The following is a 26,917-nucleotide window of genomic DNA, read 5'->3' on the forward strand; positions in this document are numbered from 1 at the left end:
CGTCCCTGTAACCGCCCCCATCTTGTTCTAGACGTATTTAACCGTCGGGTTCTCCTTTTTTTGCTACTCCAGTGCGCGCTGGGGGTTATCCCCCGGACCGGGTGAGCGCCCCATCGGCGTACGTACGTGTCCTCGCGCCCCGCTACCGGGACCACCGGGACTACCAGGCGGTGCTCGCCGACTTCTCCGACGGGAGCAGCAGCCAGAGCGCCAGGTACAGCAGGAACTGCGGCCCGGGCAGCAGGCACGAGACGAGGAAGATGACCCGCATGGTGGTGGCCGAGGTGCCGAAGCGCCGTGCCAGCGCCGCGCACACTCCGCCGATCATGCGTCCGTCACGGGGGCGGACAAGTGCGGCCATGGTGGGCTCCTTCGGGAGGTCTTCCGGAAGCCGCTCCGTCGGGCTTCCGATGACTCCATGGTCGCCCCGGACAGGGGGACAAAGCGTCGGTCTACGGGGCGATCCCGACCCTGGGAATCGTCGGGGTAGGCCCCTGAGAACCCTCGTCCCGCAGGAGGGCCGAACCCCGGCCCGGCCTGCCGCGCGAGGATGACCCGCTCGTCCCCCTGCCACGGCCGTACCGCTCCCGGCGCAGCCGCGCCCGCCCGGCGGGGACCACCAGCAGATGCGCGAGCGCCACCCCGGCGGTGTTCAGGAGCAGCGAGTCCACGTCCACGACCTGCCCGGGCACCGCGGTCTGCAGCAGCTCCACGGCGAGCGACACAAGGGCCCCGGCCGCGACCGTACGGGCCAGGGAGGCCCAGGGCGAGACCCGGAGCCGGCCGTCGGCCATCGGGAGCAGGACCCCCAGCGGGGCCAGGAGCAGCAGGCCCCCGCAGATCCGCCGGACCGCCTCGGCGGGGCCGAGCGCGAGGTCCGCGCGGATCCCGGCGAGCGGGGTCAGGTTCGGCGGGGTCACCCATGCCACGTCACGTGGTCGGAGCGTCACCCAGGCGACGAGCAGCAGATGCGCGAGGAGGAGCGAGAACCCCACCACGCGTACGACCACGGCGGCGCTGCCGCCCGAACCTTGACGCTGCACGCCCCCCAAGACGCGCCCCGTCCCGGAATCGGTTCCGCCGCAGAACAGAAGAACCACCCGGGCAGGGGTCAGGACGCCGAGGGGCTCGGCAGGCCGAGCGTCGGGGCCGCCGACTCCGGGCGCTCGCGCAGCTCGGTCGTGCAGGCGTACCGGCGCGGGGCGTACCGGCCCGGGCCGCCCAGGACCACGCTCTCCGCGCCCGCGCCCGCCGAGCTGTGCGCGAAGGTGCAGATGATCTGCGACAGCGCGGTCGGCGTCAGGTCCTCCGGCTGCCGGCTGAGCCGCAGCGTGTCCGCCGGGTCGCCCGGCTGCCCGCCGGTGACGACGAGCGGCCCCTTGACCGCCGTGGAGAAACCGGCCTCCCGCTCGCTCTCCGAGGGCTCGGTCAGCAGCTGCGCGAGCAGCGCCGACGCGGTGGCCACCGGGTTCCCGCTCGCCTTCTCCTCCGGCAGCGGCGAGCGCCGGTCCACCGCCTCCAGCTGCGAGCCGCACATCAGGTAGACCCGGACCGGGAGCCCCGTCGACTGCGTGGCGATCTCGTCGCCCGTGACGCTGCACGGCACCCGCGAGGGTCCTGGCCCTGCGTCCACGGGCACCGATGTCGTCCTGATCCCGCACCCGGAGGCGAGCGCGGCCACGGCCACGGCCGCCGCCACCATTCCCGTACGGACTGCTCTGCGGCGGCTCAACGCTCCTCCACCTCGTCCTGCTCGTCCTGCTCGTCGTCCTGCGGAAGCCGCAGTACGAACACCGCGCCGTCACCGTCCGGCGAGTTCGCGGCGGTGATCGAACCGCCGTGGATCAGCGCGTTCTCCATGGCGATCGACAGACCGAGGCCGCTGCCCTCCGACCGGGGCCGGGACGCGCTCGCCTTGTAGAAGCGGTCGAAGACATGCGGCAGGACCTCCTCCGGGATGCCCGGGCCGTGGTCCCGTACCGAGATGACCAGCTCGCCGTCCTCGGTCCGCACCGACACCCGCACCGGCGAACCGCCGTGCTTGAGCGCGTTGCCGATGAGGTTCGCCAGGATCACGTCGAGCCGGCGCGGGTCGAGCCGCGCCATGACCCCGCGCTCGGCGTCCAGATCCACGGCGTCCAGCCAGGCCCGGGCGTCGATGCACGCGGTGACCTGGTCGGCGACGTCGACGACGTCGACGACGAGCCGGGCGGTGCCCGCGTCGAAGCGGGTCACCTCCATCAGGTTCTCCACCAGGACGTTCAGCCGGCGCGTCTCGCTCACCACGAGCGCCACGGCCGGCGCGATCATCGGGTCGAGGTCGTCCTGCTCGTCCTCCAGGACCTCCGTCACGGCCGTCAGTGCCGTCAGCGGGGTGCGCAGCTCGTGGGACATGTCCGCGACGAACCGCCGGCTGGACTCCTCCCGCGCGCTCATGTCCGCGACCTTCTTCTGCAGGGACTCGGCAGCGCTGTTGAACGTACGGGACAGATCGGCCAGTTCGTCCGTGCCGGAGACCCGCAGCCGGGTGTCCAGCTCGCCCTCGCCCAGCTTCCGGGCCGCCTCGCCGAGGCGGTGCACGGGCCGCAGCACGGTCGTGGCCGCCGCCTGCGCGAGCAGCGCGGAGCCGACGAGCGCGAGCGCCGTCGCGATCCCCAACGACCAGGCGAGCGAGTTCAGATCGGCCCGCTCGGCCTCCAGGGACTTGAACATGTAGCCGGTCGGCCCGCCGCCGGTGATCCGCGTGCCGCCGACCAGGTACGGCGTCTTCCCGCGCTGCGTCCGCTGCCAGAACAGGTGGTACGGGCTGCTCTCGCCGTCCGTCGCGGGCCGCGCCGTGTCCACCGCGACGCGCAGCGACTCCGGCACGTCGGCAAGCGTGAACGTGTCCGGGTTCGAGGCCCCGATGATCGGCTTGCCCGCGTCCCGCTCCCCGAGCAGCAGCACGCTGTATCCGGCGCTGCCGCTCGCCATCTGGTCGGCGGTGCGCCGCAGATCGTCCTCGGTGGGCCGCAGCGGCAGCGTCGCCGCCCGGTTCTGCATCTCCTGCCGGAAGTCGTTCAGCGCGCCGTCCTGCGTCCGCGTGAGCACCGCCTCGCGGTTCAGCCAGTACGCGATCCCGGACGCGGACACCGCGGCCGTGAGCGCGACGAGCGCGAAGACGACGACAAGCCGCAGCCGGAGGCTCGTGAAGCGCAGCCCGGCGAATATCGCTCTTCTCACGCAGGGACGTCCAGCCGGTAGCCCACGCCACGGACGGTACGGATCAGGGTCGGCGAGGACGGCACGTCCTCCACCTTGGCGCGCAGCCGCTGGACACAGGCGTCCACGAGCCGCGAGTCGCCCAGGTAGTCGTGCTCCCAGACCAGGCGCAGCAACTGCTGGCGCGACAGGGCCTGTCCGGGCCGCCGGCTCAGCTCCAGGAGCAGCCGCAGCTCGGTCGGCGTGAGCTGCAGGTCCTCCCCGTTCTTCGTCACGGTCATCGCCGAACGGTCGATGACCAGCGAACCGAAGGTCGCCGAGTCGGTCGACTCCCGTTCGCCGCGCCGCAGTACGGCCCGGATGCGGGCGTCGAGCACCCGCCCCTGGACCGGCTTGACCACGTAGTCGTCGGCGCCGGACTCAAGTCCGACGACGACGTCGATGTCGTCACTGCGCGCGGTGAGCAGGATGATCGGCAGCTGGTCGGTGCGCCGGATGCGCCGGCACACCTCGAAGCCGTCGATGCCGGGCAGCATGACGTCCAGTACGACCAGGTCCGGACGCTGCTCCTTGAGCAGCTTCAGGCCGTCCTCTCCCGTCGCCGCGGTGGCCACTCGGTGGCCCTGGCGTGACAGGGAGAGTTCGAGGGCCGTGCGGATGGCGTCGTCGTCCTCGATCAGCAACAGGAAAGGCACGGACGTCATTCTGTCCCATGCGGCCACCGGAGTTCGACTGTGTGGCGGGACCCGCCCCTGTGACACGGCTGTGACAGTCGGCGGACACCCCGATGAAAGTGCCCGGGCAGAGTTCTTGGCACACGGACCGAACAGACTCCAACCGACGGGGGGCGCGAGATGAACGCACTGCACAGCACCACCACGAGCGCAGTGGTCACGCGTCTCCACGATGTCGTCGTGCGGAGCCCGGAGAAGTCCGGCGCGGTGAACGGACGGGGGTGCGTTCGAAGCGCCGGACGTCAGCACAAGGCGGCCTACATGGTCGCCGTGGCTGACGGGGGAGCGGCGTACGGGGAGGTCAAGGGGGAGCGGCAGTCGGCGTCCGAGGCGGAGTTCACCGCCTACGTCGCCGAGCGTCGTGCCTCCCTGTACGCCACCGCCTACCACCTGACCGGTGACCGGTTCGAGGCCGAGGACCTGCTGCAGAGCGCGCTGTTCTCGACGTACCGGGCCTGGGACCGGATCAGTGACAAGGCGGCGGTCGGCGGCTATCTGCGCCGCACCATGACGAACCTGCACATCAGCGCGTGGCGCCGGCGGAAGCTCAACGAGTACCCGACGGAGGAACTGCCGGAGACGGCGGGCGACACGGACGCGATGCGCGGCACGGAGCTGCGCGCGGTCCTGTGGCAGGCCCTGGCCCGGCTGCCCGAGCTCCAGCGCACGATGCTGGTGCTGCGCTACTACGAGGGCCGTACGGATCCGGAGATCGCGGAGATCCTGGACATCAGTGTCGGCACGGTGAAGTCGAGCATCTGGCGCTCGCTGCGGAGGCTGCGCGAGGACGAGGTGCTGAGCTTCGGCCGTGACGAGGAGGAGTCCTTCGGCGAGCTGGTGGCCTGAAGGTACGGGGGGAACACGGGGGAACGTACGGGGGTACGGGGGAAAAGGCGCGGGCGGTACAAGCCGGGGGAGCTTGTACCGCCCGCGTCGTTTGCGTTGCGGTGTCGCGCCTATCGCGCCACGGGAGTGCGGTGGCGGCCCGCCGCGGCGGCCGCCAGCCGGCCCAGGGCCTCCTGCTTGGCGCAGGGATGGGCGCCCAGCTCGGTCTGGCGGGCCACGATGACGCGCTCCGAGCGCATCAGGCGCCAGCCGCGGCGGAGCAGGAACGGGACCGACTTGCGGCCCTCCTTGAGGTCGCGCAGGAGCCGGCGGCGGAACGTCGTCGAGGGGCGGCCGCGCAGGCACAGCGCGTCGGCGAGGACGCCGAGCTCCTGGCAGCGCTCCACGATGTCCGCCGCGAAGATGCCTTCCGCCACGAAGAGCGGGGTGCGGCCGATGTCGAGGGCCTCCCGGTCCACGCGCGAGCTGGTGGCGAGGGAGTAGACGGGCACGTCGGTACGGCCCGTACGGCACAGGTCCATGATCGCGGCGACGGCCTCGTCCGCGTCCCAGGAACGTGGGGAGTCCCAGTCGATGTCGAGGCTCCCCGGGACCAGCGGGAGCGTCGGGTCGTCGGCCTCCTTGTAGAAGTCGTCGAGGCGCAGGACCGGGAGGCCGGTGGTGGCGGCGAGGGACGACTTGCCGGAGCCGGAGGGGCCCGCGAGCAGGACGACACGAGTCGGGATCGGTTGGGAACTCACGGGACACCAGTGTGAACCATTCCCCCGGGCAGGGGACCCCCGAGGAGGGGGGTTGGTATCGAGCATCACACCTCAACTACGCTCGGTGTCCCTGTCATCACCCAACGTCGAAGGACTCTCATGGCGCGTCACAAGGAATCCAGGAGCGCCCGCCGAGGCGCCCTGCTGAGGGCCGGGCTGACCGCGACGGCGGCCGGTGCGGCCGTGCTCGGCCTCGGCGGAGCCGCCCAGGCGGCGGCCCCGCTGCCGCTGCCGGTCGACTCGCTCGTCGGCAGCGACGCCGCGTCGGCCCTCGGGGCCACCGGGCACGCCGTGGGCCCGCTGACGAACCTCCAGCTGGACCCGCTGGCGAACACCGGGGTCGACCCGCTCGACAACGGGCTCGGCACCCAGGTCGCCGACTTCAAGCCCGTGGGCACCAACCTGGTGACGGACCACGTCACGAAGGGCGGCGGTCTTGACGACCTGCCGCTGGTCGGCGAGGTGACGGGGCTGCTGCCGAAGGCGTAGCGGGCATGGGAAACGGCCCCCGGGCGCGCTTCGTGTCCGGGGGCCGTTTCTCTTGGGTCTAGTACGAGGAGCCGGAGGCTCCCAGGCTGCCCGTGGGGTGCCAGACCGTCTTCGTCTCCAGGAAGGCCGTCAGGCGGTCCGTGCCCGGGGAGGCCGTGAAGTCCACGGCGCGGGGGCGCAGGACGCGCTTGAGGTTGTCCGCGGCCGCGATCTCCAGCTCGCGGGCCAGGTCCGCGTCCGCGCCCGTCAGGTCGATCGCGTTGACGTCCTGGTGGGCCGCCAGGTGCGGGCCCATCTCGCCGGCCTTGCCGGAGAGGATGTTGACCACGCCGCCCGGCAGGTCGGAGGTGGCGAGCACCTCGCCCAGGGAGAGCGCCGGGAGCGGGGACTTCTCGCTCGCGACCACCACCGCCGTGTTGCCCGTCGCGATGACCGGGGCGATGACGGAGACCAGGCCCAGGAACGAGGAGTCCTGGGGCGCGATCACGGTGACGACGCCGGTCGGCTCCGGGGTCGACAGGTTGAAGTACGGGCCCGCGACCGGGTTGGCGCCGCCGACGATCTGGGCGATCTTGTCCGTCCAGCCCGCGTACCAGACCCAGCGGTCGATCGCCGCGTCGACGACCGCCGCCGCCTTGGACTTCGACAGGCCCTCCGCGTCCGCGACCTCGCGGACGAACTGGTCCCGGCGGCCCTCCAGCATCTCGGCGATGCGGTAGAGGATCTGGCCCCGGTTGTACGCCGTCGCGCCCGACCAGCCGCCGAACGCCTTGCGCGCGGCGACGACCGCGTCACGGGCGTCCTTGCGGGACGAGAGCGGTACGTTCGCCAGCCAGTTGCCCTTGGAGTCGCTCACCTCGTACACCCGGCCGCTCTCGGAGCGGGGGAACTTGCCCCCGACGTACAGCTTGTAGGTCTTGAAGACGTTCAGGCGCGTCTGCTGCTCAGACATCGAGGTAGGCCTCCAGACCATGACGGCCACCCTCGCGGCCGAAGCCCGACTCCTTGTAGCCGCCGAAGGGCGAGGTCGGGTCGAACTTGTTGAACGTGTTGGCCCAGACGACGCCCGCACGGAGCTTGTTGGCGACCGCGAGGATGCGGCTGCCCTTCTCCGTCCAGATGCCCGCCGACAGGCCGTACTGGCTGTTGTTGGCCTTGGCGACCGCCTCGTCCGGCGTACGGAACGACAGCACGGACAGGACCGGGCCGAAGATCTCGTCGCGGGCGATGGTGTGCGCCTGCGTGACGCCCGTGAAGAGCGTCGGGGCGAACCAGTAGCCGGCGGACGGGATCTCGCAGGCCGCCGTCCAGCGCTCGGCGCCCTCCGCCTCGCCCCGCTCGACCAGCGAGGTGATGCGGGCCAGCTGCTCCGAGGAGTTGATGGCGCCGATGTCCGTGTTCTTGTCCAGCGGGTCGCCCAGGCGCAGCGTGTTCAGGCGGCGCTTGAGGGAGTCGAGCAGCTCGTCCTGGATCGACTCCTGGACCAGGAGGCGCGAGCCCGCGCAGCAGACCTGGCCCTGGTTGAAGAAGATGCCGTTGACGATGCCCTCGACGGCCTGGTCGATGGGGGCGTCGTCGAAGACGATGTTCGCGCCCTTGCCGCCCAGTTCGAGGGTGACCTTCTTGTGCGTACCGGCGACGGAGCGCGCGATCGACTTGCCGACCGCCGTGGAGCCGGTGAACGCGACCTTGTTGACGTCAGGGTGCTCGACGAGCGCGGCGCCGGCCTCCCCGTAACCGGGAAGGATGTTGACGACGCCCTTGGGCAGACCCGCCTGGCGGCAGATGTCCGCGAAGAACAGGGCCGTCAGCGGGGTCGTCTCGGCCGGCTTCAGGACGACCGTGTTGCCCGTCGCGAGCGCCGGGGCGATCTTCCACGCCAGCATCAGGAGCGGGAAGTTCCAGGGGATGACCTGGCCGGCCACGCCCAGCGGGCGCGGGTTCGCGCCGTAGCCCGCGTGGTCGAGCTTGTCGGCCCAGCCCGCGTAGTAGAAGAAGTGCGCGGCGACCAGCGGGAGGTCCGCGTCGCGCGTCTCCTTGATCGGCTTGCCGTTGTCCAGGGTCTCCAGGACGGCCAGCTCGCGGCTGCGCTCCTGGATGATCCGGGCGATCCGGAAGAGGTACTTGGCGCGCTCGGCGCCGGGCAGCGCGGACCACTTCTCGAAGGCCTTGCGGGCCGCCTTCACCGCACGGTCGACGTCCTCGGTGCCCGCCTGGGCGACCTCGGAGAGGACCTCCTCGGAGGAGGGGGAGACGGTCTTGAAGACCTTGCCGTCGGCCGCGTCGACGAACTCGCCGTCGATGAACAGGCCGTAGGAGGGGGCGATGTCGACGACGGACCGGGACTCGGGCGCCGGTGCGTACTCGAATACAGATGCCATGATGATCAGTCCACCGTCACGTAATCGGGGCCGGAGTAGCGGCCGGTCGCCAGCTTCTGACGCTGCATGAGCAGGTCGTTGAGCAGGCTGGAGGCACCGAAGCGGAACCAGTGGTTGTCCAGCCAGTCCTCGCCGACGGTCTCGTTGACCAGGACCAGGAACTTGATGGCTTCCTTGGTGTTGCGGATGCCGCCGGCCGGCTTCACACCGATCTGGACGCCGGTCTGCGCGCGGAAGTCGCGGACGGCCTCCAGCATCAGGAGCGTGTTGGCCGGGGTGGCGTTGACCGCGACCTTGCCGGTCGAGGTCTTGATGAAGTCGGCGCCCGCCATCATGCCGAGCCAGGAGGCGCGGCGGATGTTGTCGTACGTGGAGAGCTCGCCGGTCTCGAAGATGACCTTCAGGCGCGCGGCGCCGGAGGCCTCCCTGACGGCCCGGATCTCCTCGTAGACCTTGAGGTACTTGCCCGCGAGGAAGGCGCCCCGGTCGATGACCATGTCGATCTCGTCCGCCCCGGCGTCGACGGCGTCGCGGGTGTCCGCGAGCTTCACGTCGAGCGCGGCGCGGCCGGCCGGGAAGGCGGTGGCGACGGAGGCGACCTTGACGTCGGAGCCCTTCAGGGCGGCCTTGGCGGTGGCCACCATGTCGGGGTAGACGCAGACCGCGGCGGTCGACGGGGTCGTACGGTCGGTCGGATCGGGATTGACGGCCTTGGCGGCGAGCGCCCGGACCTTGCCCGGGGTGTCCGCGCCTTCGAGCGTCGTCAGGTCGATCATGGAAATGGCCAGGTCAATGGCGTAGGCCTTGGCCGTGGTCTTGATCGATCGGGTGCCGAGGGACGCGGCGCGCGCCTCCAGGCCGACGGCGTCGACGCCGGGCAGCCCGTGGAGGAAGCGGCGCAGCGCGCCGTCGGACGCGGTCGCGTCGGCGAAAGCGGAAGCTGCGGATGCAGTGGTGGGCATGGTCACCAGTCGAGCATATCTACGCGCGTAGCGGCCTGTACAGCCCCGCACTTCCGGAAGGGGATTCGTGACGGCCGTCACGGTGCTGTGACATGGAACGGACAGCTCCCTCATACAAGATCAATAGATTCTTTCTCAGCAGCCAGCCAGAACTCACCGGCCCCGACCGAACGAGATGTCAGCGGTATGCGGCTCTTCCTCACCCGACCTGTCTCTCATTCACAGGAGTCGTCATGCGCACCGCCCTTCGCACCGCCGTAGCCACCGCCCTCCTCGCGGGCGTCGTCGTCACCCCGGCCCTGACCGCGGGAACCGCCTTCGCCGCCGACGGACCCACCGTCACCGCCGACAAGCCCGCGGCCAAGCCCGCCGCCAAGACCCCGATCCGCACGGTCGCGCTGGACGGTGGACTGACGGCGCAGGTCTTCGCCGAGGGCGACAAGGACCCGTACTACACGGCCACCGTCCTCAAGGGCGCCAAGGAGCTCGGCACGCTGACGGCCGGCGCCGGCCGCGCCGCGAAGGAGACCAAGGTCTTCGCCGGCTACGCGGTGACGCTCGACTCCACCGGCGCGGTGACCTCCGTGCAGGACCAGGGCGGCGGCGGCCAGGGCCCCGAGACCCCCGTCGGCGACAAGATCGGCACCCACAAGCTCGCCGACGGCACGGTGGGCGAGCTGTGGCGCAAGGCCAAGGGCCACTACACGCTGGAGCTGAAGACCGCCGCCGGCAAGCCCCGCGGCAGCGTCACCGCCGGTGGCCCCGGCGGCAAGGCGGAGAAGGGCGACCAGTTCGGCGAGATGTGGGTGACCCTCGACAACAAGGGTCGGGTGGGCTCCTGGCTCAACCGGAACCTCGGCACCGACTACGCCGACACCACCAAGGGCTGCACCGTCACCCGGAACAGCGGCTCCGGCTTCGACGAGCTGAGCCTGCAGCTCGTCAACAGCCCCTCGGGCGCGTTCGCCCGGATCCTCCACGACGACGAGGGCAAGGTGCTCGCGACCCTGACCCTCACGAAGTCGACCGCCCTCGCCGACGGTGTGTGGCTTTCGACCATGCCCGGCGCGAAGAAGCCGTTCGTGCAGATGCGCACCAGCGAGCCCGAGGTGCTCTTCACCCTGGACTTCCCCGACCTGCCGAAGGGCTGCGAGGACGGCACCCCCGGCACCACCCCGACCACGCCGGCTCCGGCCCCGTCCAAGCCCGCCGGTACCTCGGGGCAGACCACCGTCGTGCCCCAGGGCGGGGTCGCCGCCGGTGCGGAGCTCGGGAGCGTGGAGAACGCCAACGACACGGCGCTGATGGCCTCCGGCCTGGGCGCGGCCTCCGTCGTCGCGGCCGGTCTCGGCTTCACCGTCCTGCGCCGCCGCGCCGCCGCCCGCGGCTGACCAGGCTCGTCCCACCCTGCCCTTGACCCGAGGGCCTGTCCCACCCTGCTTGACCCGAGGGCCTGTCCCACCCTGCTTGATCCGAGCACTCGTCCCACCCCTGCCCCTTGACCCGAGCAGGAGCTACACCCCACCCCGGGCCGGCCGTCGCACACCCCGTGCGGCGGCCGGTCGCATCCCCGCCCGGAGCCGCCCCGTGAACCGCCGCCGTACCGCACCCGCCCTGCTCGTCCTCGCCGCGACGACCGCCCTGACCGCGCTCACCGGGTGCGCCGGTGGCGGCGACGAGCCCGCGCCCGCCGCCACCGCGCCGCCCGCGAAGGTCGTGGAGGCCGCCTCGCCCGCGCCCGTCGCGTCCGCCGCCCCGATGGCGCGCTCCAAGCCCGTACGGGTACGGGTGCCGGCCGCCGGGGTCGACACCGGGCCCGTGCTCGAACTCGGGCTCGCCGCGGACGGGACCGTGGAGGTGCCGTCCGTGGCCGAGGCCGACCGGATCGGCTGGTACGACAAGGGCGTCACCCCGGGGCAGACCGGCCCCGCGATCCTGATCGGCCACTTCGACACCGAGCGCGGGCCCGCCGTGCTCAAGAACGTCGCGAAGGTCCGTATCGGCGACGAGATCACCGTCACCCGCGCCGACGGCACCGATGCCGTCTTCCGCGTGCGCGAGCTGGAGCAGGTCGACAAGAAGGCCTTCCCGACCAAGAAGGTCTACGGGGACACCACCCGGCCCGAATTGCGGCTCATCACCTGCGGGGGCGAGCTGGTCGACGGCCACCGCCCCGACAACATCGTTCTCTACGCCGATCTGGTCACCCGAGCCGCCTGAGCCGAGCGGCGGGGGCTGAGGCAGAATCGGCACCATGACGAGCCCCCAGCCGCCCGCCGAGCCGGCCTTCGCCGACCGTGTCTTCCGTTCGCCCCTCGGGATCGCGGGCGGGGTCCTGCTGATCGGGCTGACCGCGTGGTTCTGCGTCGACGCCATGGTCCGCGGCACCGGGCGCACGCCCTGGCTGGCGCTGGCGAGCCTGCTGCTCGTCGTGCCGCTCGTGGTGGCGTTCACGATCCGCCCGGCGGTCTACGCCAACGAGGAGCGGCTGAGGGTCCGTAACCCCTTCCGCTACATCACGCTGCCCTGGGCCTCGGTCGCCGACGTCAGGGCCGGGTACTCCAGCGAGGTCCTCACCCAGGACGGGGGTTCGTTCCAGCTCTGGGCCGTGCCCGTCTCGCTGCGGCAGCGCAAGCGCGCGGCCCGCCAGCAGGCGCGCGCCTCCCAGGACGACCCGCACGGCCGCACGTCCGTGCAGGCGCGCGTGGACGACCGGGACCGGCTCGCCCCGGCCGACCAGACCATCGCCGACCTGCGCGAGCTGGCCGAGCGCTGCGCGAGCCGTCCGGAGGCGCAGGGGGAGCCGGTGGTGCGCTGGGCGTACGAGATCATCGCGCCGGCGGTGGCGGGGCTCGTCCTGCTGGTCATCCTGCTCGCGACCGGCTGACCCCGACAGCGCCCTCCGCGTCCGTTCCTGTCGACTTCCGTCGGGTTTCGTGCGCCCTCTCCGGGCGCGTACCGATGAGTCCCTTCTGGACCCCGGGCGGGTGCCCAAGGGGCGTCCTGGGGGCAACCGACCGGTGAAGCGTGCACGCGGCGATTGGTTTAGACCCCAACTACCATCACCGTCTCCATAGATTGCTCCTGCCGAGACTGTGGGGGTGGGGGCATTGGTCATATCGGGGAAGCGCTGTCTGTTCGACATGGGAATGGACGGGCGGTACACCTGGCGCCTGGTGGCGCAGAACGGGCGCGTGATCGCCCGGTCGGGGGAGTGTTTCGCGGACCACGCGAGCTGTCGCGCGGCTTTCGAGCGGCTCTGCGCGGGTCAGGGCGGAATGGTCGGAGGTGTCCAGCACACCGCCGAGGGCAACGGCTGGATCTGGCTGCTCAGAGACGTGCGGGGGAGAACCGTGGCCGTCTCCGGGCGGGCCTACGAGAGACACGCGACCTGTCGGTCGGCCTACGACAGATTCCGGGTCCTGCTCGTTCAGGAAGGGGCGGATTGGGTCTCAACTTCCCTGTTGTGAATGGAAGTTGCCCCGCGCACTCCCCTCGTTCACTTTGCCGCGCGGGGGCGTCCACCGGACCGGATGAACGTCGTCCCCGTGACCACAGAGACGACAGACGCACCGAGACGACTGCACAGTGACCCCGGTCTGCCCGACCGGATCTTCCGTACCGTCGCGCGCAGCGGCGGCGGGTTCGTCCTGGCGGTCATGGTGCTCGTCGGCGGCTTCCTGCTGCTGCGCGCGTGGCAAGCGCTCTCTCAGGCCGGGTGGTCGTTCCTCACCACGGAGGCCTGGGAGCCGGACGCCGGCCGCTTCGGGATCGCCGCGGTCATCGTCGGGACGATCCTGATCGCGCTCGTCGCGATCGCCGTCGCCGTCCCGCTCGCGACCGGCGCCGCGCTCTACATCTCCGAGTACGCGCCGCCGCGGCTGCGCAAGACCCTCATCTCCACCGTGGACCTGATGGCCGCCGTGCCGTCCGTCGTCTACGGCCTGTGGGGCGTCTTCTTCCTGGAGGAGTCGATCCTCCCGATCGCCCGCTGGATCGCCACGTACTTCGGCTGGATCCCGCTCTTCCGGGTCGACGGCGCCGACCCCTCCGACCCGCTCGCGCCGCCCACCATCTACACCTCCTCGACCTTCGTCGCCGGGCTCGTCGTCGCGATGATGGTCGCGCCGATCATCTGCTCGATCATGCGCGAGGTCTTCTCGCAGGCCCCGGCCGGTGAGCGGGAGGGCGCGTACGCGCTCGGCGCCACCCGCTGGGGCATGATCCGCAGCGTCGTCCTGCCCTTCGGCAAGGGCGGCATGATCGGCGGCACCATGCTCGGCCTCGGCCGCGCCCTCGGCGAGACCATCGCCGTCTACATGGTCATCTCGCAGGTCTTCACCGTGCAGTGGCACATCCTCCAGACCGGTACGAGCTCGGTGTCGTCGCTCATCGCGCTGCGCTACGGCGAGGCCACGACCTTCGGCATGTCCGCCCTGATGGCCGCCGGCTTCGCGCTCTTCGTCATGACCCTGATCGTCAACTTCGCCGCCTCGTCCATCGTCGCCCGCAGCCGTTCCGGCGCCTCCAGCGACGCGTAAGGGAGACCCGTCCCGATGACCATCGCCCCGGAGAGACCGCCCCTGACCAAGGGGACGGAGCCCGCCCGGCCGTCCGTCGGCGAGCGGCGGCGCGCCACCGGCGGACTGCGCGCCACCGACGTCTACGCGACCCTCGGCGCCGCGGCCGGCTCGCTCGCCCTGACCTGGCTGCTCTTCGCCCGGCTGCTGCCCTTCAGCGGGGCCGTCGGCTTCGTCCTCGTCGCGTACGTCCTCTTCCTGGCCCTGTACGCGCTGCTCGTCTCCTTCGACGAGGACGGTCCGGCGGTACGCGACCGGTTCGCCTCCGTCGTCGTGCGGACCGCCGGGATCGTCCTCGTCGCCGTCCTCGTCTTCGTGGTGGCGTTCACGCTCTGGGAGGGGCGCAAGGCGCTCGTCCACCTCAACTTCTTCACCGAGGACATGAGCCTGGCGGGCCCGCTCGAACCCCTCGACGTCGGCGGTGTCCTGCACGCCGTCGTCGGCACGCTGGAGCAGATCCTGATCGCGCTCGCGCTGACCGTGCCCACCGGGGTGCTCTGCGCGGTCTTCCTCAACGAGGTCCCGGGCGCCTTCGCCCGGCTCGTCCGCACGATCGTGGAGGCGATGACGGCGCTGCCGTCGATCGTCGCGGGCCTCTTCATCTACGCGACGATCATCCTGGCCCTCGGCATGGACCGCTCCGGGTTCGCCGCCTCGCTCGCGCTCTCGGTGATGATGCTGCCGATCATCATCCGGGCCGCCGACGTCGTCATCCGGCTCGTGCCGGGAACGCTGCGCGAGGCCTCGTACGCGATGGGCTCCTCGCGCTGGCGGACCGTCTGGCACGTCGTCCTGCCGACCGCGCGCTCGGGCCTCACCACCGCCGTCATCCTCGGCACCGCGCGCGGGGTGGGGGAGACCTCGCCCGTGCTTCTCACGGCCGGCTTCACGGCGGAGCTGAACGCCCTGCCGACCTCAGGACCTCAGGTCTCCCTGCCGCTGGCCACCTTCGAGCTGGTCAAGTCGCCCGAACCGAACATGATCGCGCGCGGTTTCGGCACCGCCGCCGTCCTGATGCTGCTCGTCCTCTTCCTGTTCGTCGTCGCCCGGATCGTCGGCGGGCGCGGACCTGGCCAGTTGACGAAGCGCCAGGAGCACCGGCGGGTCCTCGCGTCCCGGCGGGACGCCGAGCGCATGGCCGGGAGGCTCCCGGCGCCCGCACCCGTACGTCGTCCGACAAGGAGCACTCCGTGAGACCCGCAACGCTCGTCCGGATCGGCCTGGCCCTCGGGGCCGTGCTGTGCGCCGTGCTCGCGACGGTCCAGCCACCCGCCGCGCACGCCGCCGGATACACGAAGATCACCGGAGCGGGCTCCACCTGGAGCTCCAACGCGGTCGAGCAGTGGCGCCGCAACATCGGCGCCAACATCGGCCTGACCGTCAACTTCAACGCCAACGGCTCCTCCCAGGGCCGTGAGCAGTTCAAGAACGGCACGATGGACTTCGCCGTCTCCGAGATCCCGTACGGGCTCAAGGACGGCAACGTCACCGACGTACCGCCGAAGCGCGGCTACGCGTACATGCCGATCGTGGCCGGTGGCACCGCGTTCATGTACAACCTCAAGATCAGCGGCCGGCAGGTCACCAACCTGCGGCTCTCCGGTCCTGTCCTCGCCGGGATCTTCACCGGCAAGCTGACGATGTGGAACGCGCCGGAGATCAAGGCCGACAACCCCGGCCTCAACCTCCCCGCACGGCGGATCGTGCCCGTCGTCCGCTCCGACGGCTCGGGTACGTCCGCGCAGTTCACCACCTGGCTCGCCAAGGAGCACAGCGGGGTCTGGAACGACTACTGCCGGCGCGCGGGCCGCCAGACGCCCTGCGGCATGACCTCGTACTTCCCGGTCGTGCCCGGCTCGACGATGGTCGCCAAGTCGCAGTCGCTCGGCGTCTCCGCGCACGTCCGCCAGCCGCAGGGCGAGGGCGCGATCACCTACGTCGAGTACTCGTACGCGCTCAACGCGCACTTCCCGGTCGCCAAGGTCCTCAACGCCAGCGGGTACTACATCGAGCCGACCGCCTCCAGCGTGGCCGTCGCCCTGATGAAGGCCCGGATCAACGGCGACAAGAACTCCTCGAACTATCTGACGCAGATCCTGGACGACGTCTACCGCTCGGGCGACCAGCGCAGCTACCCGCTCTCCAGCTACTCGTACATGATCGTCCCGACGACGGAGAGCTCCCCGCACACCAAGGAGAAGGGCCGCTCGCTCGGCACCTTCGCCCAGTACTTCCTCTGCGACGGCCAGCAGCAGGCCGAGGAGCTCGGCTACTCGCCGCTGCCGAAGAACCTCGTCCAGGCCGGCTTCGACCAGGTCCGCCGCATCCCCGGCGCCCCGACGGGCGCGCCGGACCTCTCCAAGTGCCGCAACCCCACGTTCTCCCCTGACGGCACGAACACGCTCGCCAAGAACGCGCCCCGGCCGAAGGCCTGCGACAAGAAGGGCCCGACGCAGTGCGCGGACGGCACGGCGGGCGCCAAGGGCACCAAGACCCCGGTGAGCAACGGCGGTTCGGGGTCGGGCGGCTCCGGCTCGGGGTCCGGTTCGGGCTCGGGTTCCGGCGGTTCCACGGGCGGTACGACGGGCGGCTCGGGCGGCGCCACGGGCGGGGCGTCCACGGCCGGTACGACCGGGGGCGGCGCGGCGACCGGCCGCGCGACGGGCGGTGCCACGGGCACGGCAGGTGCGACCGGCGGCGGGGCCGTCGACCCCGACACGGGCCAGATCCTCGACGGCGGAGCGGCCGGCGGGGGCGGCGGGGACTCCTCCGTCGTCGGTACGCCGGTCACCCTCGCCTCCGACGCGGCCGGCGGGCTGCGCACGCTCCTGATGGCGCTGTCCGGCGTGCTGCTGCTCGGCGTCGTGGTCGGGCCCCCGCTGGTGGGGCGCGCGCTGAGCGCCCGTAACCGCCGTAAGGGAGGCCTGATATGAGAACCGCGATCCGGGTCAGGGCCGGTGCCGGGGCGCTCCTCGCCGCGGTCGTCCTGGCGCTGCTCCCGCTGCCCCAGGACCTCCCGGCCGCGGCGGCCACCGGCGACGGAGGCCAGGACGCCTCGGCACTGACGAAGAAGGGCACGAAGGGCGAGTACGACGACTTCTCCGACCTGGAAGTGACCGTCCACCAGACCAGGAACCTGCGGGCGCAGGGCGTGAAGGTCAGCTGGAAGGGAGGGAAGCCGACGAACGGCACCGAGAACAACTTCCTGCAGATCATGCAGTGCTGGGGGGACGACACCGCGGGGCCGAAGCGGGAGCAGTGCCAGTTCGGCGTGGTGTCCGGTGCGTCGGACTTCGGCCTCCGGACGAGTCTGCGCGAGCTGGAGCTCGGCAAGGACCCCCGGGAGACGCAGTACGACGCGACCGTCCCGGATCCGGACGCGCCGAGTGAGCAGATGCAGCCGTTCGTCCCCTTCCGGCCGGTGGAGGGCCCGCCGACGAAGAAGCGGAGCGACTTCACGTACTTCAGCCCCGGCGACACCAACGAGGAGGTCTTCGCCAACACCAAGCCCGACGGCACCGGTCAGGCCGTCCTCAGCCTGCAGACGACCCGCGAGGCGCCGCATCTCGGCTGCGGCGATCCGGTGCGGCGGGACGGGGTCACCCGGGGGCGCTCCTGCTGGCTCGTCGTCGTCCCGCGGGGCGAGCACGACCCCGACGGAACGACGGGAAGCGGTGGCCAGCTGAACACCTCTCCGCTGAGCACCTCGAACTGGGAGCGGCGGATCGTCTTCCCGCTCGACTTCCTCGCCGTCGGCGATCCCTGCCCGGCGGACCGGGCCGAGCTGCGGCTCAGCGGGTCGGAGCTCCTCACCGAGGCCATCACCTCGTGGCAGTCCGCGCTCTGTGCGGGCGGGACGTCGCGCTTCACCTTCAGCCAGCGCGGCGAGGACCTCGCGCGGACGGCCCTGACCAGCGGCGCTCCCAACGCCCCCGGCCTCGTCTTCACGGTCGATCCGGTCGAGGGCGCGAAGGAGGCCGGGGTCGTGCACGCGCCGGTCGCGGTGAGCGGACTGACCGTCGGATTCTTCTGGGAGGCGAACCTGATCGGGCGCGTGCCCGAGCTGCGGCTGAACCAGCGGCTCCTCGCCAAGCTCCTCACGTACTCCTACGCGTACGACGTCCGGTACATCACCCAGAAGGACCCGGCCCCGGCCCACCTGGCGGCCAATCCGCAGTCCATCGTCCGGGACCCCGAGTTCCGCAAGCTCAATCCGGCCTTCGAGAACGCGGCGCAGCCGCCCCAGGTCTATCCCGGCGGAATTCTGCTCTCCGCCGAGCGGTCCGACGTGAACAGTGTCGTCTGGGAGTACCTGCGCTCGAACGCCGACGCCAAGGCGTTCCTCGAAGGGAAACCCGATCCCTGGGGAACGAAGGTCAATCCGAATTTCAGCGGCCTGCAATTGGGCACGACCGGAACGAATGAATTCCCGAAGGTCGACCCGACCGAGACGGAACTCGAGTCCGGCGGCAAGAAGATCACGTACACGATCACCGAGCGCTCGCCCTACTCCATCGACATGCACGACGCCGCCCGACTGGTCCGCAAGGGCAACAACGGCGGCGCCCTGGAGGCCCGCGACGACTCCACCGGGCAGATCAAGCTGTACCCCGCGGAGTACCTCCCGGGGGCGCGCAAGGCCTACGGGATCATGGACACCCCCTCGTCCACGCGCTACCAGATCCAGACGGCGGCCCTGCCGAACGCCGACGGCACCTATGTGCAGCCCACGGCGGCCTCCATGCTCGCCGCGGTGGACCGGTTCAAGGACTCCGCGGAGCCCGGCGTGCTGGACCCCGACCCCGCGCGGGCGCGCGGCACCGCGTATCCGCTGACGATCGTCACCTACGCGGCGGCGACCCTCTCGCAGCCCGAGGAGGCCCGCGAGGAGTACGCGCGCGTGCTGCGCCACGCGGCGGGCGCCGGCCAGAAGCAGGGCACCGCGCCCGGTGAGCTCCCGTACGGGTACGCGCCGATGCCGGCCAAGCTGAAGACGCAGGCCAACGCGGCAGCCGATGCTCTGGAGCGTGGGCCGGCGGCGGGCGGGCCCGGCGGCTCGTCGGGTGACGCCTCGGGCTCCGGCGGGGCGGGCGGCTCCTCGGGCGGTGGCTCGGCCGGTGACTCCGGCGGCGCGTCCTCGGGTGCGTCGGGCGGCGCCGGTGCGGACGGGGGTACGGGCGATCCGTCCACCTCGCCCTCGGCCGCGACGGGCGCGGCGGCCTCGAACGGCGGCGGCGACAACTCCCCGAAGGAGCGGCTCGCCGACTCCGGGACCACCCCCTCCGAGGTGCTCGGCGTCGTCCGCTGGGTGCTGCTCGGCGTCCTGGTCGCGGGCGGCGCGGCGGGCCTCGCCGGCCCGGTGATGCTGCGGTACTCGGCGTGGCGGGCGGCGAGCGGCTGACCCCTCCGTCCGGAATCCCCGGAACCATCACCACCGGTTCCGGGGATTCCGTACACCGTTCACGGAATTCCCTTGGAGTCACCTAGGAAAGGAACTCGTAACCCAAACTGTGGCTGGATGTGGTGGTCGTTCCGATGAGGTCTGCGGAATTGTTCTCCTCGGCCGGTCGACGGGCCGGTCGCAGAATAATCCGGATTTGCTTGTGCGTCCCTTTCCTGGCTTTCGTCATCCGTTTCCACGGAGGAGAACAGAAGTGAACGTCAAGTCCCGCGCTCGTATCGGTGCCGTCGTCGGTGCCGCCGCCCTCGGCCTCGGTGTCATGGCCGCCCCCGCCGCCCAGGCCGACCCGGTTCCGGTCACCGACTACCGCCAGCTGGCCGCCGTCGGCTCCGACACGACCCAGGACGTCCTGAACGGCCTCGGCAACTCGGTCCGGGACGCCGCCAACGCGAAGATCATCGCCTCGTGGAACGCCACGGGCTCGGCGACGATCAAGACCAAGGCGACCAACTGCGTCATCAACCGGCCGAACGGCTCCTCCGCCGGCATCGACGCGCTGCGCAACGCCGTCGACACGGCCTCCGGCTGTGTCGACGTCGCCCGCTCCTCGCGCGGCCCGGTGGACACCACGACCACCGACCTCGCCTTCGTCCCGTTCGCCAAGGACGCGGTGACGTGGGCGAAGCGCTCGGACAGCGCCCTGCCGTCGAACCTGACCACGGCCGACCTCAAGGGCATCTACGAGTGCTCCATCACGTCCCTGAACGGTGTCGCGCTGACCCCGATCCTGCCGCAGGCCAACTCCGGCACGCGCCAGTTCTTCCTCAGCTCCATCGGCGTGACCACGCCGGGCGCCTGCGTCACGCAGGGTGTCCAGGAGAACGACGGCACCGTCCTCGACAGCGCGGGCGACGTGGTTCCCTACTCCGTCGCGCAGTACATCGCGCAGGAGAAGGGCAGCGTCACCGACCGTCGCGGCGCGGCCGTCCTCGGCTCCATCGGCGGTGTCGCCCCGCGCAACGCCGACACCACGCTGAACACGTCCTTCCCGCTGGCCCGTGACGTCTACAACGTCGTCCCGACCGCCAAGCTGACCGACGCCACGATCGCCTACACCTTCGTGGGCTCCTCCTCCAAGGTCTGCCTGGACACCGCCACCATCACCAACTACGGCTTCGGCACCGTCGCCAACTGCGGCGACACCACGCTCCGCGCCGAGCGCTGACCCGGGCGGCCCACGCCACCCGAACCCCAGGCCGGGCACCCCACCGGGTGCCCGGCCCCCTCCCGTATCCACCGACACCTCTCGTGGAGAGACCAGATGCACCGTCTCGCACCGCACAGATCACCCATAGCCCTGCTCACCGCGCTCGGCCTGCTCCTCGGCGCGCTCGCGGCGACCCTGGCGCTCTCCACCGACGCCCGGGCCGCCGAACGGCTCGGCAAGCTCACCCTGACGCCGACGACCGGCTCCGCCTACGACGTGCTCGACGAGACGGTCACCACCGACGCGGCCTGCCCGGCGCAGACCACGGAGCTCGGCCTCTACATGGTCAACCCGGCCAACGGCCAGGTCCGTCTGATGCAGCGGGCCGCATACACCGGCACCGGACCGGTCAACGCCGATCTGCCCCGGGGCTCCATCGAGGTCATCGGCTGGCTCCCCGGCCCCGAGTTCGACGGTGTCTACCCGCTCCAGCTGCACTGCCTCAAGGCGGGCGAGAACCCCTCCACCTCCGCCGCGTACTTCAGCACCAACATCCGGGTCGCGGGCGACACCTGGACGGTCGTCGACGCCGAGTCCACCACGACCGCGCTGACCGCCGCCCCCGCCGGCACCGCCGTCCTCGGCGCCGAGGTCACCCTCACCGCCGCCGTCACCCCGGCCACCGTCGCCGGGCAGGTGACCTTCGGCTACGAGAAGAGCGGCACCCGCACCGAACTCGGCAAGGTGACCCCGACAGCCGGGACCGCCGTCCTGAAGACCACCGCCCTGCCGCAGGGCGTCGTCGCCCTCTTCGCCACCTTCACGCCGACCGACCCCGACGCCCACGCCCCCTCGGCCGGCAGCGTGGCGACGTACACGGTCACCCCGGCCCCCACCACCACGCCGACCGACACTCCGACCGGCGACCCCAGCGAGACGCCGTCCGAGACCCCGTCGGAGACCCCCTCCGAGACGCCCAGCGAGACCCCGAGCGAGACCGGCACGCCCACCCCCGACCCCACCGACACCGGTGACACGGCCGGGACTTCGGGCGGCTCCGACACGTCCGCTTCCGGCGGTTCCTCCGGAAGCGGAGGCGCTTCGGGCGGCAACGGGTCGCTCGCCGCGACCGGTACGCCCATGGCCGCCGCCGCGCTCGGCGCCCTCTCGCTCGTCCTGCTCGGCGCCGCGCTGGTGATCCACGTCCGCCGCAAGGGACTGCTCACCTTCCACTGATCCCGACCCCGACCCCCGCTCGCCCACGGACCGGAGCCCTCCCGTGACGACCCCTTCGCCGACCGCCGCCCGCCGCCCCGGGCTCGCCCTCACCGGGGCGGCCCTGTGCGTGCTCGCGGCGCTGCTCATCGGCTTCGCCGCCAACCTGACCGTCGTCGGCCATCTCCAGCACGCCCGCGACCAGCGCACGGCGTACGACGAGCTGCGCGAGCAACTCGCCCTGGGAACGGCCCCCGTGGGCCAGCAGACCTTCGACGGCAAGCAGCTCGCCCTCGGCGCCCCCGTCGCCCTGCTGCGCATCCCCGCCCTCGGGCTCCGGGAGGTCGTCGCCGAGGGCACCACCTCCGAGGTCCTCATGTCCGGGCCGGGGCACCGGCGCGACACGCCCCTGCCCGGACAGGAGGGCATCAGCACGATCATGGGCCGCCAGTGGGGCTACGGCAGCCCCTTCGTCGGCGTCCACCGGCTGCCCGCGGGCGCGCGGATCGAGGTGACGACCGGTCAGGGCAGGGCGGTGTACGAGGTCGAGGGCGTCCGCCGCCCCGGCCAGCCGCTCCGCCCCGCGCCCGGCGCGGGCCAGGGCCGGCTCGTCCTCACGACCGCGAGCGGCGGCGCGTACACGCCCGCCGACATCGTCCACATCGACGCCAAGCTGGTCTCCGCCGCGCAGCCCAGCCCGCCCCGGCCGCTGCGCCCCGGCTGGATCACCGCCGCCGAGAAACCCCTCGCCGGGGACCAGAGCGCCTGGCTCGCGGTCTTCCTCGGCATCCAGGGGCTGCTGCTCGCCGCGCTGCTCACCGTCGCCGCCCACCGCAGATGGGGAGCCGGACAGACCTGGGTCGCCGCCGTGCCGGTCCTGCTCGCCCTCGGTGTCCTCGTCTCCGGGCAGCTCACCCGGCTGCTCCCCAACCTGCTCTGAAAGCACAGGAGTTCACCACCATGACCGATGTAGCGGACACCGTCACCCTGCCGCCGATCCACTCCACGTCCGCCGCCGCAGCCCTGGAGGCGGACGCCGTCTCGGCCTGGTTCGGCGACCACAAGGTCCTCGACCGGGTCTCGCTCGCCATGCCGGCCCGTGAGGTCACCGCCCTCATCGGCCCCTCCGGCTGCGGCAAGTCCACCTTCCTGCGCATCCTCAACCGGATGCACGAGCTGATCGGCTCGGCCTCGCTCGCCGGCCGGGTCCTGCTCGACGGAGAGGACATCTACGACCGGGGCCGCCGCATCACGCACGCCCGCCGCGAGATCGGCATGGTCTTCCAGAAGCCCAACCCGTTCCCCGCGATGTCCCTCTACGACAACGTCCTGGCCGGCCTCAAACTCAACGGCATCAAGGCGACCCGCGACGGCCGGGACGACCTCGTCGAGGAGTGCCTCACCAAGGCCGGGCTCTGGAAGGAGGTCAAGGACCGGCTGCGGCAGCCCGGCGGCGCGCTCTCCGGCGGCCAGCAGCAGCGGCTCTGCATCGCCCGCTCGCTCGCCGTCCGGCCGCGCGTGCTGCTCATGGACGAGCCCTGCTCGGCCCTCGACCCGACCTCCACCCGGCGCGTCGAGGAGACCATCGCCGAGCTGAAGTCCGAGATCACGATCGTCATCGTCACCCACAACATGCAGCAGGCCGCCCGCGTCTCCGACTCCTGCGCTTTCTTCCTCGCCGAGCAGGGCACCCCGGGCGTGATCGTCGAACACGGCGCGACGGAGGACATGTTCGGCTCGCCGCAGGACTCCCGTACCGCCGACTACGTCAACGGCCGCTTCGGGTAGGCACCGAGTCGCGTCACGGCGCGCCCCGCCACACCAGCAGCGTGTACGCGCCCAGCCACGCCGAGGACAGCGCCGCCCCGCCGAGCACCAGGGCGGCCACATGGCGGCGCGCCCGGGCGACCGCGAGCGCGAGCGGGAGCAGCAGCGGGAAGCCGGGCAGCAGGAACCGGGCGCGGGGGAAGTACACGCCCCCGCTGCCCAGGACCACGAGCATCAGCACGGCCGCGAAGACGAGCAGCGGCAGCGGCTGGCGGTCGGCGAGACAGAGCGCGAACAGCGCGGTGGCGGCGATCAGCACGACCGAGACCACGACCAGGAAGAGCTGCGGATCCTGGGTGTAGACGAGCTGCCTGCGCAGCTGGCGCAGCGTCACCGAGCCGCCGTCCCACGCGTTGCCCCAGGACTCCTGCACCACGAAGTACCCGTCCCAGCGCCCGAGCCGCAGCCCCACCCAGCCGACGTACCCCAGCCAGCCCAGGGGAGCGACCAGGGCCGCCGCGAGCCCGGGGCGGCTGCCCCCGCGCGCCGCGAGCAGCCCCGCCACCGTCACCGCCGCGGCGACCGCGATCCCGGTCGGCCGGGTCAGCCCCGCCGCCACCGCGAGCCCCGCCGCCCAGGCCCAGCGCCCGTCCAGGACCGCGAACAGCGCCCACGCGGCCAGCGCGGTGAACAGCGACTCCGTGTACCCCATCCACTGCACGACGGCGACCGGCAGCGCGCCCCACAGCACCGCGAGGACGGTGCCCACCCGGCGCCCGTACAGCCGGTCGCCGACCGCGAAGATCCCCCAGGCGGCGGCCACCGAGCAGAGCACGGCGAGGACCAGGCCGACGGAGGCCCGCGAGCCGGGCGTGACCGCCGCGACCGCCTTGATCAGGGCCGGGTACAGCGGGAAGAAGGCCAACTGGCGGTGGCCGCCGGGGGGTTCGCCGGGCGGCCCGGGCTCGTACCCGTGGTCCGCGATCGCGAGGTACCAGAGCGAGTCCCAGCTCGTCGCGAGCGCCGGCCAGATCCCCTGACCCCGCAGGTGCGCCCAGCGGCCGAGCACGAGCAGCCCCAGGAGCCGTACGGCCAGATAGCCGAGGAGCGCGGGCGCCGCGTGCCGCAGGGTGCCGCCCACCCGCTTCGGGAGCCGGACACCCCGGGCGGACGGCGGCCGCCGGGAGGCGGGAACGGTCGGTCGGGCGGTCAGGGCCGGGGGCACTGCGGCGGCTCCAGGGAGGCTCGGCGGGACACCGGGTCACCCTGGCCGGAACCACCTGATCGCGGGACGCGGGTGGGACTGTTCGGCGTACCGAATTCACCCGTACGGGAGCGGCCGTACGAGCGGCGGTACGAGCGGCCGTACGCACGCGACGAGGCCCGTACGGAATCGATTCCGCACGGGCCTCGGAGGGGTGGGGCCTTGGCTACAGGCCCGCCGCCTCCGACAGGTCGCGCTTGATCGCGGCGAGGATCTCGGCGCCCTTCGCGCGGGCCGTCACCAGCTCGCTCGCGTCGGCGACCGGGACCACGACCTCCAGGTAGCACTTGAGCTTGGGCTCCGTGCCGGACGGGCGGACGATCACCCGGGCCTTGTGCGCGCCCTCCAGGTAGTAGCGCAGACCGTCCGTCGGGGGCAGCGACTCCGTGCCCTTCGTCAGGTCCTCGGCCGTCGTCACCGTCAGGCCCGCGAGGCGGACCGGCGGCCGCTCGCGCAGCGTGCTCATCGCGTTCGCGATGATGCTCAGGTCCTCCACGCGCACCGACAGCTGGTCCGTGGCGTGCAGCCCGTGGGCGACCGCGAGGTCGTCGAGCAGATCGGTCAGCGTACGGTTCTGCTCCTTGAGCACCGAGGCCAGCTCCGCGACGAGCAGCGCCGCCGTGATGCCGTCCTTGTCGCGGACGCCCTCGGGGTCGACGCAGTAGCCGAGCGCCTCCTCGTAGCCGTACCGCAGGCCGTCCACGCGGGCGATCCACTTGAAGCCGGTCAGCGTCTCCTCGTAGCCGACGCCCGCGGCCTCGGCGATGCGGCCGAGCAGCGAGGACGACACGATCGACTCGGCGAAGACGCCCCTGGCGCCCTTGTGCACGAGGTGCGCGGCGAGCAGCGCGCCCACCTCGTCACCGCGCAGCATCCGCCAACCGCCCTCGGCAGTCCGGTCCGGTACGGCCACGGCGCAGCGGTCGGCGTCCGGGTCGTTGGCGATCACGATGTCCGGGTCCACGGCGCGGGCCGCCTCGAAGGCGAGGTCCATCGCGCCCGGCTCCTCCGGGTTCGGGAAGGCGACCGTCGGGAACGCCGGGTCCGGCTCGGCCTGGGCGGCGACGAGCGCGGGCGGCGGGAAGCCGGCGCGGGCGAAGGCGGCCGTGACGACGTCCTTGCCGACGCCGTGCATGGCCGTGTAGACGGTCCGGGCGGTACGGGGGGAGCCGGGGGTCAGGACGGCGTCCGTACGGGCCAGGTAGGCATCCAGGACCTCGTCGCCGAGGGTCTCCCAGCCGGTCTCCGGGCGCGGCACGTCGTGCAGCGAGCGGACCGCGTCGATCTCGGCGGCGATCTCGGCGTCGGCGGGCGGCACGATCTGCGATCCGTCGCCCAGGTAGACCTTGTAGCCGTTGTCGCGCGGCGGGTTGTGGCTCGCGGTCACCTCGACACCGGCGACGGCGCCCAGATGCCTTATGGCGTACGCGAGGACGGGCGTCGGCAGCGGGCGCGGGAGCACGGCCGCGCGGAGTCCGGCGCCGATCATCACGGCGGCGGTGTCGCGGGCGAAGTCGGCGGACTTGTAGCGCGCGTCGTAGCCGATGACGACGAGGCCGCCCTCCTGGCCCTTGGCCTTGAGGTACGCGGCGAGGCCGGCCGCGGCGCGGATGACGACCGAGCGGTTCATCCGCATGGGCCCGGCGCCGATCTCGCCGCGGAGGCCGGCGGTGCCGAACTGGAGCGTGCCGGCGAACCGGGCGGCGAGCTCGTCGGTCCGGCCGCCCTCGATGAGCTTCGCGAGCTCCTCGCGGGTCTCCGGGTCGGGGTCCTCGGCGAGCCAGGCCTGGGCCCGGGCGAGGAGGTCGTCCTGCGTCACGGTGTGCCTTTCGGGGTGCGGGGAGGGTGGGTGCGGATGGGGGTGGGGTGCGGGGGTGGGCCGCTGCGCGGAGCCATTCCCCACCCCGCCCCTTCCCGAACTGGGGGCAAGCCCCCACGCCCCCGAACGGCCTGCGGCCGTGTCCTCAAGCGCCGGACGGGCTGATTTTCGCCCCGCAGGGCGAAAATCCAGCCCCGCTGGGGGTCCCCCCACGCCCTCAGGGCGTAGGGGGAGATTGAGGCGCGGGGTCCGGGGCGGAGCCCCGGTTACGGGAAGGGGCGGGGTGGGGA

The 26,917-nt window shown here is 72.1% G+C and carries 25 protein-coding genes; 14 read left to right on the forward strand and 11 right to left on the reverse strand.

All coding sequences use genetic code 11. The features are described 5' to 3' along the window. Nucleotides 1–160 precede the first annotated feature (160 nt). The 5 genes from ACFWRO_RS35675 to afsQ1 all read right to left on the reverse strand — a co-directional run bounded on the left by ACFWRO_RS35675 (nucleotide 161) and on the right by afsQ1 (nucleotide 3,896). Complete coding sequence (locus ACFWRO_RS35675; RefSeq protein WP_384518401.1) at nucleotides 161–361, reverse strand: PspC domain-containing protein; 201 nt, start codon at nucleotides 359–361, stop codon at nucleotides 161–163. Between the two features lie 91 nt (nucleotides 362–452). Next, on the reverse strand, nucleotides 453–1,043 hold the full coding sequence (locus ACFWRO_RS35680) for a VanZ family protein (protein WP_384518404.1): 591 nt from the start codon (nucleotides 1,041–1,043) through the stop codon (nucleotides 453–455). A gap of 68 nt (nucleotides 1,044–1,111) precedes the next feature. Next, nucleotides 1,112–1,732, reverse strand: a complete 621-nt coding sequence (locus ACFWRO_RS35685) for a hypothetical protein (RefSeq protein ID WP_384518407.1) — start codon at nucleotides 1,730–1,732, stop codon at nucleotides 1,112–1,114. Beyond that, nucleotides 1,729–3,222: an ATP-binding protein gene (locus tag ACFWRO_RS35690; protein WP_384518410.1), complete on the reverse strand. Its 1,494-nt coding sequence runs from the start codon at nucleotides 3,220–3,222 to the stop codon at nucleotides 1,729–1,731. Before ACFWRO_RS35690 ends, ACFWRO_RS35685 begins: the two co-directional genes overlap by 4 nt. Beyond that, the gene (gene afsQ1 / locus ACFWRO_RS35695) at nucleotides 3,219–3,896 is read right to left on the reverse strand and encodes a two-component system response regulator AfsQ1 (protein ID WP_181019089.1); all 678 of its coding nucleotides are present in this window, start codon (nucleotides 3,894–3,896) and stop codon (nucleotides 3,219–3,221) included. Before afsQ1 ends, ACFWRO_RS35690 begins: the two co-directional genes overlap by 4 nt. Before the next feature lie 159 nt (nucleotides 3,897–4,055). Between afsQ1 and ACFWRO_RS35700 the strand changes: the two genes are divergently transcribed. Then, nucleotides 4,056–4,781, forward strand: coding sequence for a SigE family RNA polymerase sigma factor (locus ACFWRO_RS35700; protein ID WP_384518412.1), 726 nt, complete (start codon nucleotides 4,056–4,058; stop codon nucleotides 4,779–4,781). Between the two features lie 110 nt (nucleotides 4,782–4,891). On the opposite strand, the gene ACFWRO_RS35705 is transcribed toward ACFWRO_RS35700, so the two are convergent. Next, a complete protein-coding gene (locus tag ACFWRO_RS35705) occupies nucleotides 4,892–5,587 on the reverse strand; it encodes a uridine kinase (protein WP_384518414.1) in 696 nt (231 codons plus the stop codon). A 54-nt stretch (nucleotides 5,588–5,641) separates the two neighbouring features. Here ACFWRO_RS35705 and ACFWRO_RS35710 point away from each other — a divergent pair, with 54 nt between their 5' ends. Beyond that, nucleotides 5,642–6,031, forward strand: a complete 390-nt coding sequence (locus ACFWRO_RS35710) for a hypothetical protein (protein ID WP_384518417.1) — start codon at nucleotides 5,642–5,644, stop codon at nucleotides 6,029–6,031. A 58-nt stretch (nucleotides 6,032–6,089) separates the two neighbouring features. On the opposite strand, the gene ACFWRO_RS35715 is transcribed toward ACFWRO_RS35710, so the two are convergent. Genes ACFWRO_RS35715 through deoC form a run of 3 tightly spaced genes read right to left on the reverse strand, consistent with a single transcriptional unit; the run spans nucleotide 6,090 to nucleotide 9,374 of the window. Then, nucleotides 6,090–6,983: an aldehyde dehydrogenase family protein gene (locus ACFWRO_RS35715; protein ID WP_384518419.1), complete on the reverse strand. Its 894-nt coding sequence runs from the start codon at nucleotides 6,981–6,983 to the stop codon at nucleotides 6,090–6,092. Continuing rightward, nucleotides 6,976–8,412 (reverse strand): aldehyde dehydrogenase family protein, encoded by a 1,437-nt coding sequence (locus ACFWRO_RS35720; protein WP_384518422.1) that lies wholly within the window; start codon nucleotides 8,410–8,412, stop codon nucleotides 6,976–6,978. Before ACFWRO_RS35720 ends, ACFWRO_RS35715 begins: the two co-directional genes overlap by 8 nt. 5 nt (nucleotides 8,413–8,417) lie before the next feature. Next, nucleotides 8,418–9,374, reverse strand: coding sequence for a deoxyribose-phosphate aldolase (gene deoC / locus ACFWRO_RS35725; protein WP_384518425.1), 957 nt, complete (start codon nucleotides 9,372–9,374; stop codon nucleotides 8,418–8,420). 233 nt (nucleotides 9,375–9,607) lie between these two features. Here deoC and ACFWRO_RS35730 point away from each other — a divergent pair, with 233 nt between their 5' ends. The 12 genes from ACFWRO_RS35730 (at nucleotide 9,608) to ACFWRO_RS35785 (ending at nucleotide 23,565) form a co-directional block, all read left to right on the forward strand. Next, a complete protein-coding gene (locus tag ACFWRO_RS35730) occupies nucleotides 9,608–10,765 on the forward strand; it encodes a hypothetical protein (protein ID WP_384518428.1) in 1,158 nt (385 codons plus the stop codon). 196 nt (nucleotides 10,766–10,961) lie between these two features. After that, a complete protein-coding gene (locus tag ACFWRO_RS35735; protein ID WP_384518431.1) occupies nucleotides 10,962–11,594 on the forward strand; it encodes a class F sortase in 633 nt (210 codons plus the stop codon). 34 nt (nucleotides 11,595–11,628) lie between these two features. Beyond that, nucleotides 11,629–12,261, forward strand: a complete 633-nt coding sequence (locus ACFWRO_RS35740) for a PH domain-containing protein (protein WP_384518433.1) — start codon at nucleotides 11,629–11,631, stop codon at nucleotides 12,259–12,261. 262 nt (nucleotides 12,262–12,523) lie between these two features. Further along, a complete protein-coding gene (locus ACFWRO_RS35745) occupies nucleotides 12,524–12,844 on the forward strand; it encodes a DUF1508 domain-containing protein (RefSeq protein ID WP_384518466.1) in 321 nt (106 codons plus the stop codon). Between the two features lie 78 nt (nucleotides 12,845–12,922). Beyond that, the gene (gene pstC, locus ACFWRO_RS35750) at nucleotides 12,923–13,915 is read left to right on the forward strand and encodes a phosphate ABC transporter permease subunit PstC (protein WP_384518436.1); all 993 of its coding nucleotides are present in this window, start codon (nucleotides 12,923–12,925) and stop codon (nucleotides 13,913–13,915) included. Between the two features lie 15 nt (nucleotides 13,916–13,930). Beyond that, on the forward strand, nucleotides 13,931–15,148 hold the full coding sequence (pstA, locus tag ACFWRO_RS35755) for a phosphate ABC transporter permease PstA (RefSeq protein ID WP_384518439.1): 1,218 nt from the start codon (nucleotides 13,931–13,933) through the stop codon (nucleotides 15,146–15,148). Next, entirely contained in the window at nucleotides 15,145–16,887 is a 1,743-nt protein-coding gene (gene pstS, locus ACFWRO_RS35760; protein ID WP_384518442.1) for a phosphate ABC transporter substrate-binding protein PstS, read from the forward strand. The genes pstA and pstS overlap by 4 nt, the downstream gene beginning before the upstream one ends. Continuing rightward, nucleotides 16,884–19,355 (forward strand): hypothetical protein, encoded by a 2,472-nt coding sequence (locus ACFWRO_RS35765; protein ID WP_384518445.1) that lies wholly within the window; start codon nucleotides 16,884–16,886, stop codon nucleotides 19,353–19,355. The genes pstS and ACFWRO_RS35765 overlap by 4 nt, the downstream gene beginning before the upstream one ends. 253 nt (nucleotides 19,356–19,608) lie before the next feature. Beyond that, complete coding sequence (locus ACFWRO_RS35770) at nucleotides 19,609–20,580, forward strand: hypothetical protein (RefSeq protein WP_384518448.1); 972 nt, start codon at nucleotides 19,609–19,611, stop codon at nucleotides 20,578–20,580. A 96-nt stretch (nucleotides 20,581–20,676) separates the two neighbouring features. Then, the gene (locus ACFWRO_RS35775) at nucleotides 20,677–21,798 is read left to right on the forward strand and encodes a hypothetical protein (protein ID WP_384518451.1); all 1,122 of its coding nucleotides are present in this window, start codon (nucleotides 20,677–20,679) and stop codon (nucleotides 21,796–21,798) included. Nucleotides 21,799–21,841: 43 nt separating this feature from the next. Next, the gene (locus tag ACFWRO_RS35780) at nucleotides 21,842–22,717 is read left to right on the forward strand and encodes a sortase (protein WP_384518454.1); all 876 of its coding nucleotides are present in this window, start codon (nucleotides 21,842–21,844) and stop codon (nucleotides 22,715–22,717) included. A 20-nt stretch (nucleotides 22,718–22,737) separates the two neighbouring features. Further along, nucleotides 22,738–23,565 (forward strand): phosphate ABC transporter ATP-binding protein, encoded by an 828-nt coding sequence (locus ACFWRO_RS35785; RefSeq protein ID WP_384518457.1) that lies wholly within the window; start codon nucleotides 22,738–22,740, stop codon nucleotides 23,563–23,565. Between the two features lie 13 nt (nucleotides 23,566–23,578). On the opposite strand, the gene ACFWRO_RS35790 is transcribed toward ACFWRO_RS35785, so the two are convergent. Continuing rightward, nucleotides 23,579–24,769, reverse strand: coding sequence for a hypothetical protein (locus tag ACFWRO_RS35790; RefSeq protein WP_384518460.1), 1,191 nt, complete (start codon nucleotides 24,767–24,769; stop codon nucleotides 23,579–23,581). A 205-nt stretch (nucleotides 24,770–24,974) separates the two neighbouring features. Continuing rightward, nucleotides 24,975–26,627: a phospho-sugar mutase gene (locus ACFWRO_RS35795; RefSeq protein ID WP_384518463.1), complete on the reverse strand. Its 1,653-nt coding sequence runs from the start codon at nucleotides 26,625–26,627 to the stop codon at nucleotides 24,975–24,977. Between the last annotated feature and the right edge of the window lie 290 nt (nucleotides 26,628–26,917).

The organism is Streptomyces sp. NPDC058579 (assembly GCF_042718575.1).
Taxonomy (GTDB): domain Bacteria; phylum Actinomycetota; class Actinomycetes; order Streptomycetales; family Streptomycetaceae; genus Streptomyces.

Bases quoted from the DNA above. Each gene is read 5' to 3' on its own strand.
- ACFWRO_RS35730 (WP_384518428.1), top strand. From the start codon at position 9,608: ATGCGCACCGCCCTTCGCACCGCCGTAGCCACCGCCCTCCTCGCGGGC.
- ACFWRO_RS35710 (WP_384518417.1), top strand. From the start codon at position 5,642: ATGGCGCGTCACAAGGAATCCAGGAGCGCCCGCCGAGGCGCCCTGCTG.
- ACFWRO_RS35715 (WP_384518419.1), bottom strand. From the start codon at position 6,983: ATGTCTGAGCAGCAGACGCGCCTGAACGTCTTCAAGACCTACAAGCTG.
- ACFWRO_RS35675 (WP_384518401.1), bottom strand. From the start codon at position 361: ATGGCCGCACTTGTCCGCCCCCGTGACGGACGCATGATCGGCGGAGTG.
- deoC (WP_384518425.1), bottom strand. From the start codon at position 9,374: ATGCCCACCACTGCATCCGCAGCTTCCGCTTTCGCCGACGCGACCGCG.
- ACFWRO_RS35720 (WP_384518422.1), bottom strand. From the start codon at position 8,412: ATGGCATCTGTATTCGAGTACGCACCGGCGCCCGAGTCCCGGTCCGTC.
- ACFWRO_RS35740 (WP_384518433.1), top strand. From the start codon at position 11,629: ATGACGAGCCCCCAGCCGCCCGCCGAGCCGGCCTTCGCCGACCGTGTC.
- ACFWRO_RS35745 (WP_384518466.1), top strand. From the start codon at position 12,524: ATGGACGGGCGGTACACCTGGCGCCTGGTGGCGCAGAACGGGCGCGTG.
- ACFWRO_RS35775 (WP_384518451.1), top strand. From the start codon at position 20,677: ATGCACCGTCTCGCACCGCACAGATCACCCATAGCCCTGCTCACCGCG.
- ACFWRO_RS35765 (WP_384518445.1), top strand. From the start codon at position 16,884: ATGAGAACCGCGATCCGGGTCAGGGCCGGTGCCGGGGCGCTCCTCGCC.
- ACFWRO_RS35700 (WP_384518412.1), top strand. From the start codon at position 4,056: ATGAACGCACTGCACAGCACCACCACGAGCGCAGTGGTCACGCGTCTC.
- ACFWRO_RS35705 (WP_384518414.1), bottom strand. From the start codon at position 5,587: ATGCTCGATACCAACCCCCCTCCTCGGGGGTCCCCTGCCCGGGGGAAT.
- ACFWRO_RS35785 (WP_384518457.1), top strand. From the start codon at position 22,738: ATGACCGATGTAGCGGACACCGTCACCCTGCCGCCGATCCACTCCACG.
- pstA (WP_384518439.1), top strand. From the start codon at position 13,931: ATGACCATCGCCCCGGAGAGACCGCCCCTGACCAAGGGGACGGAGCCC.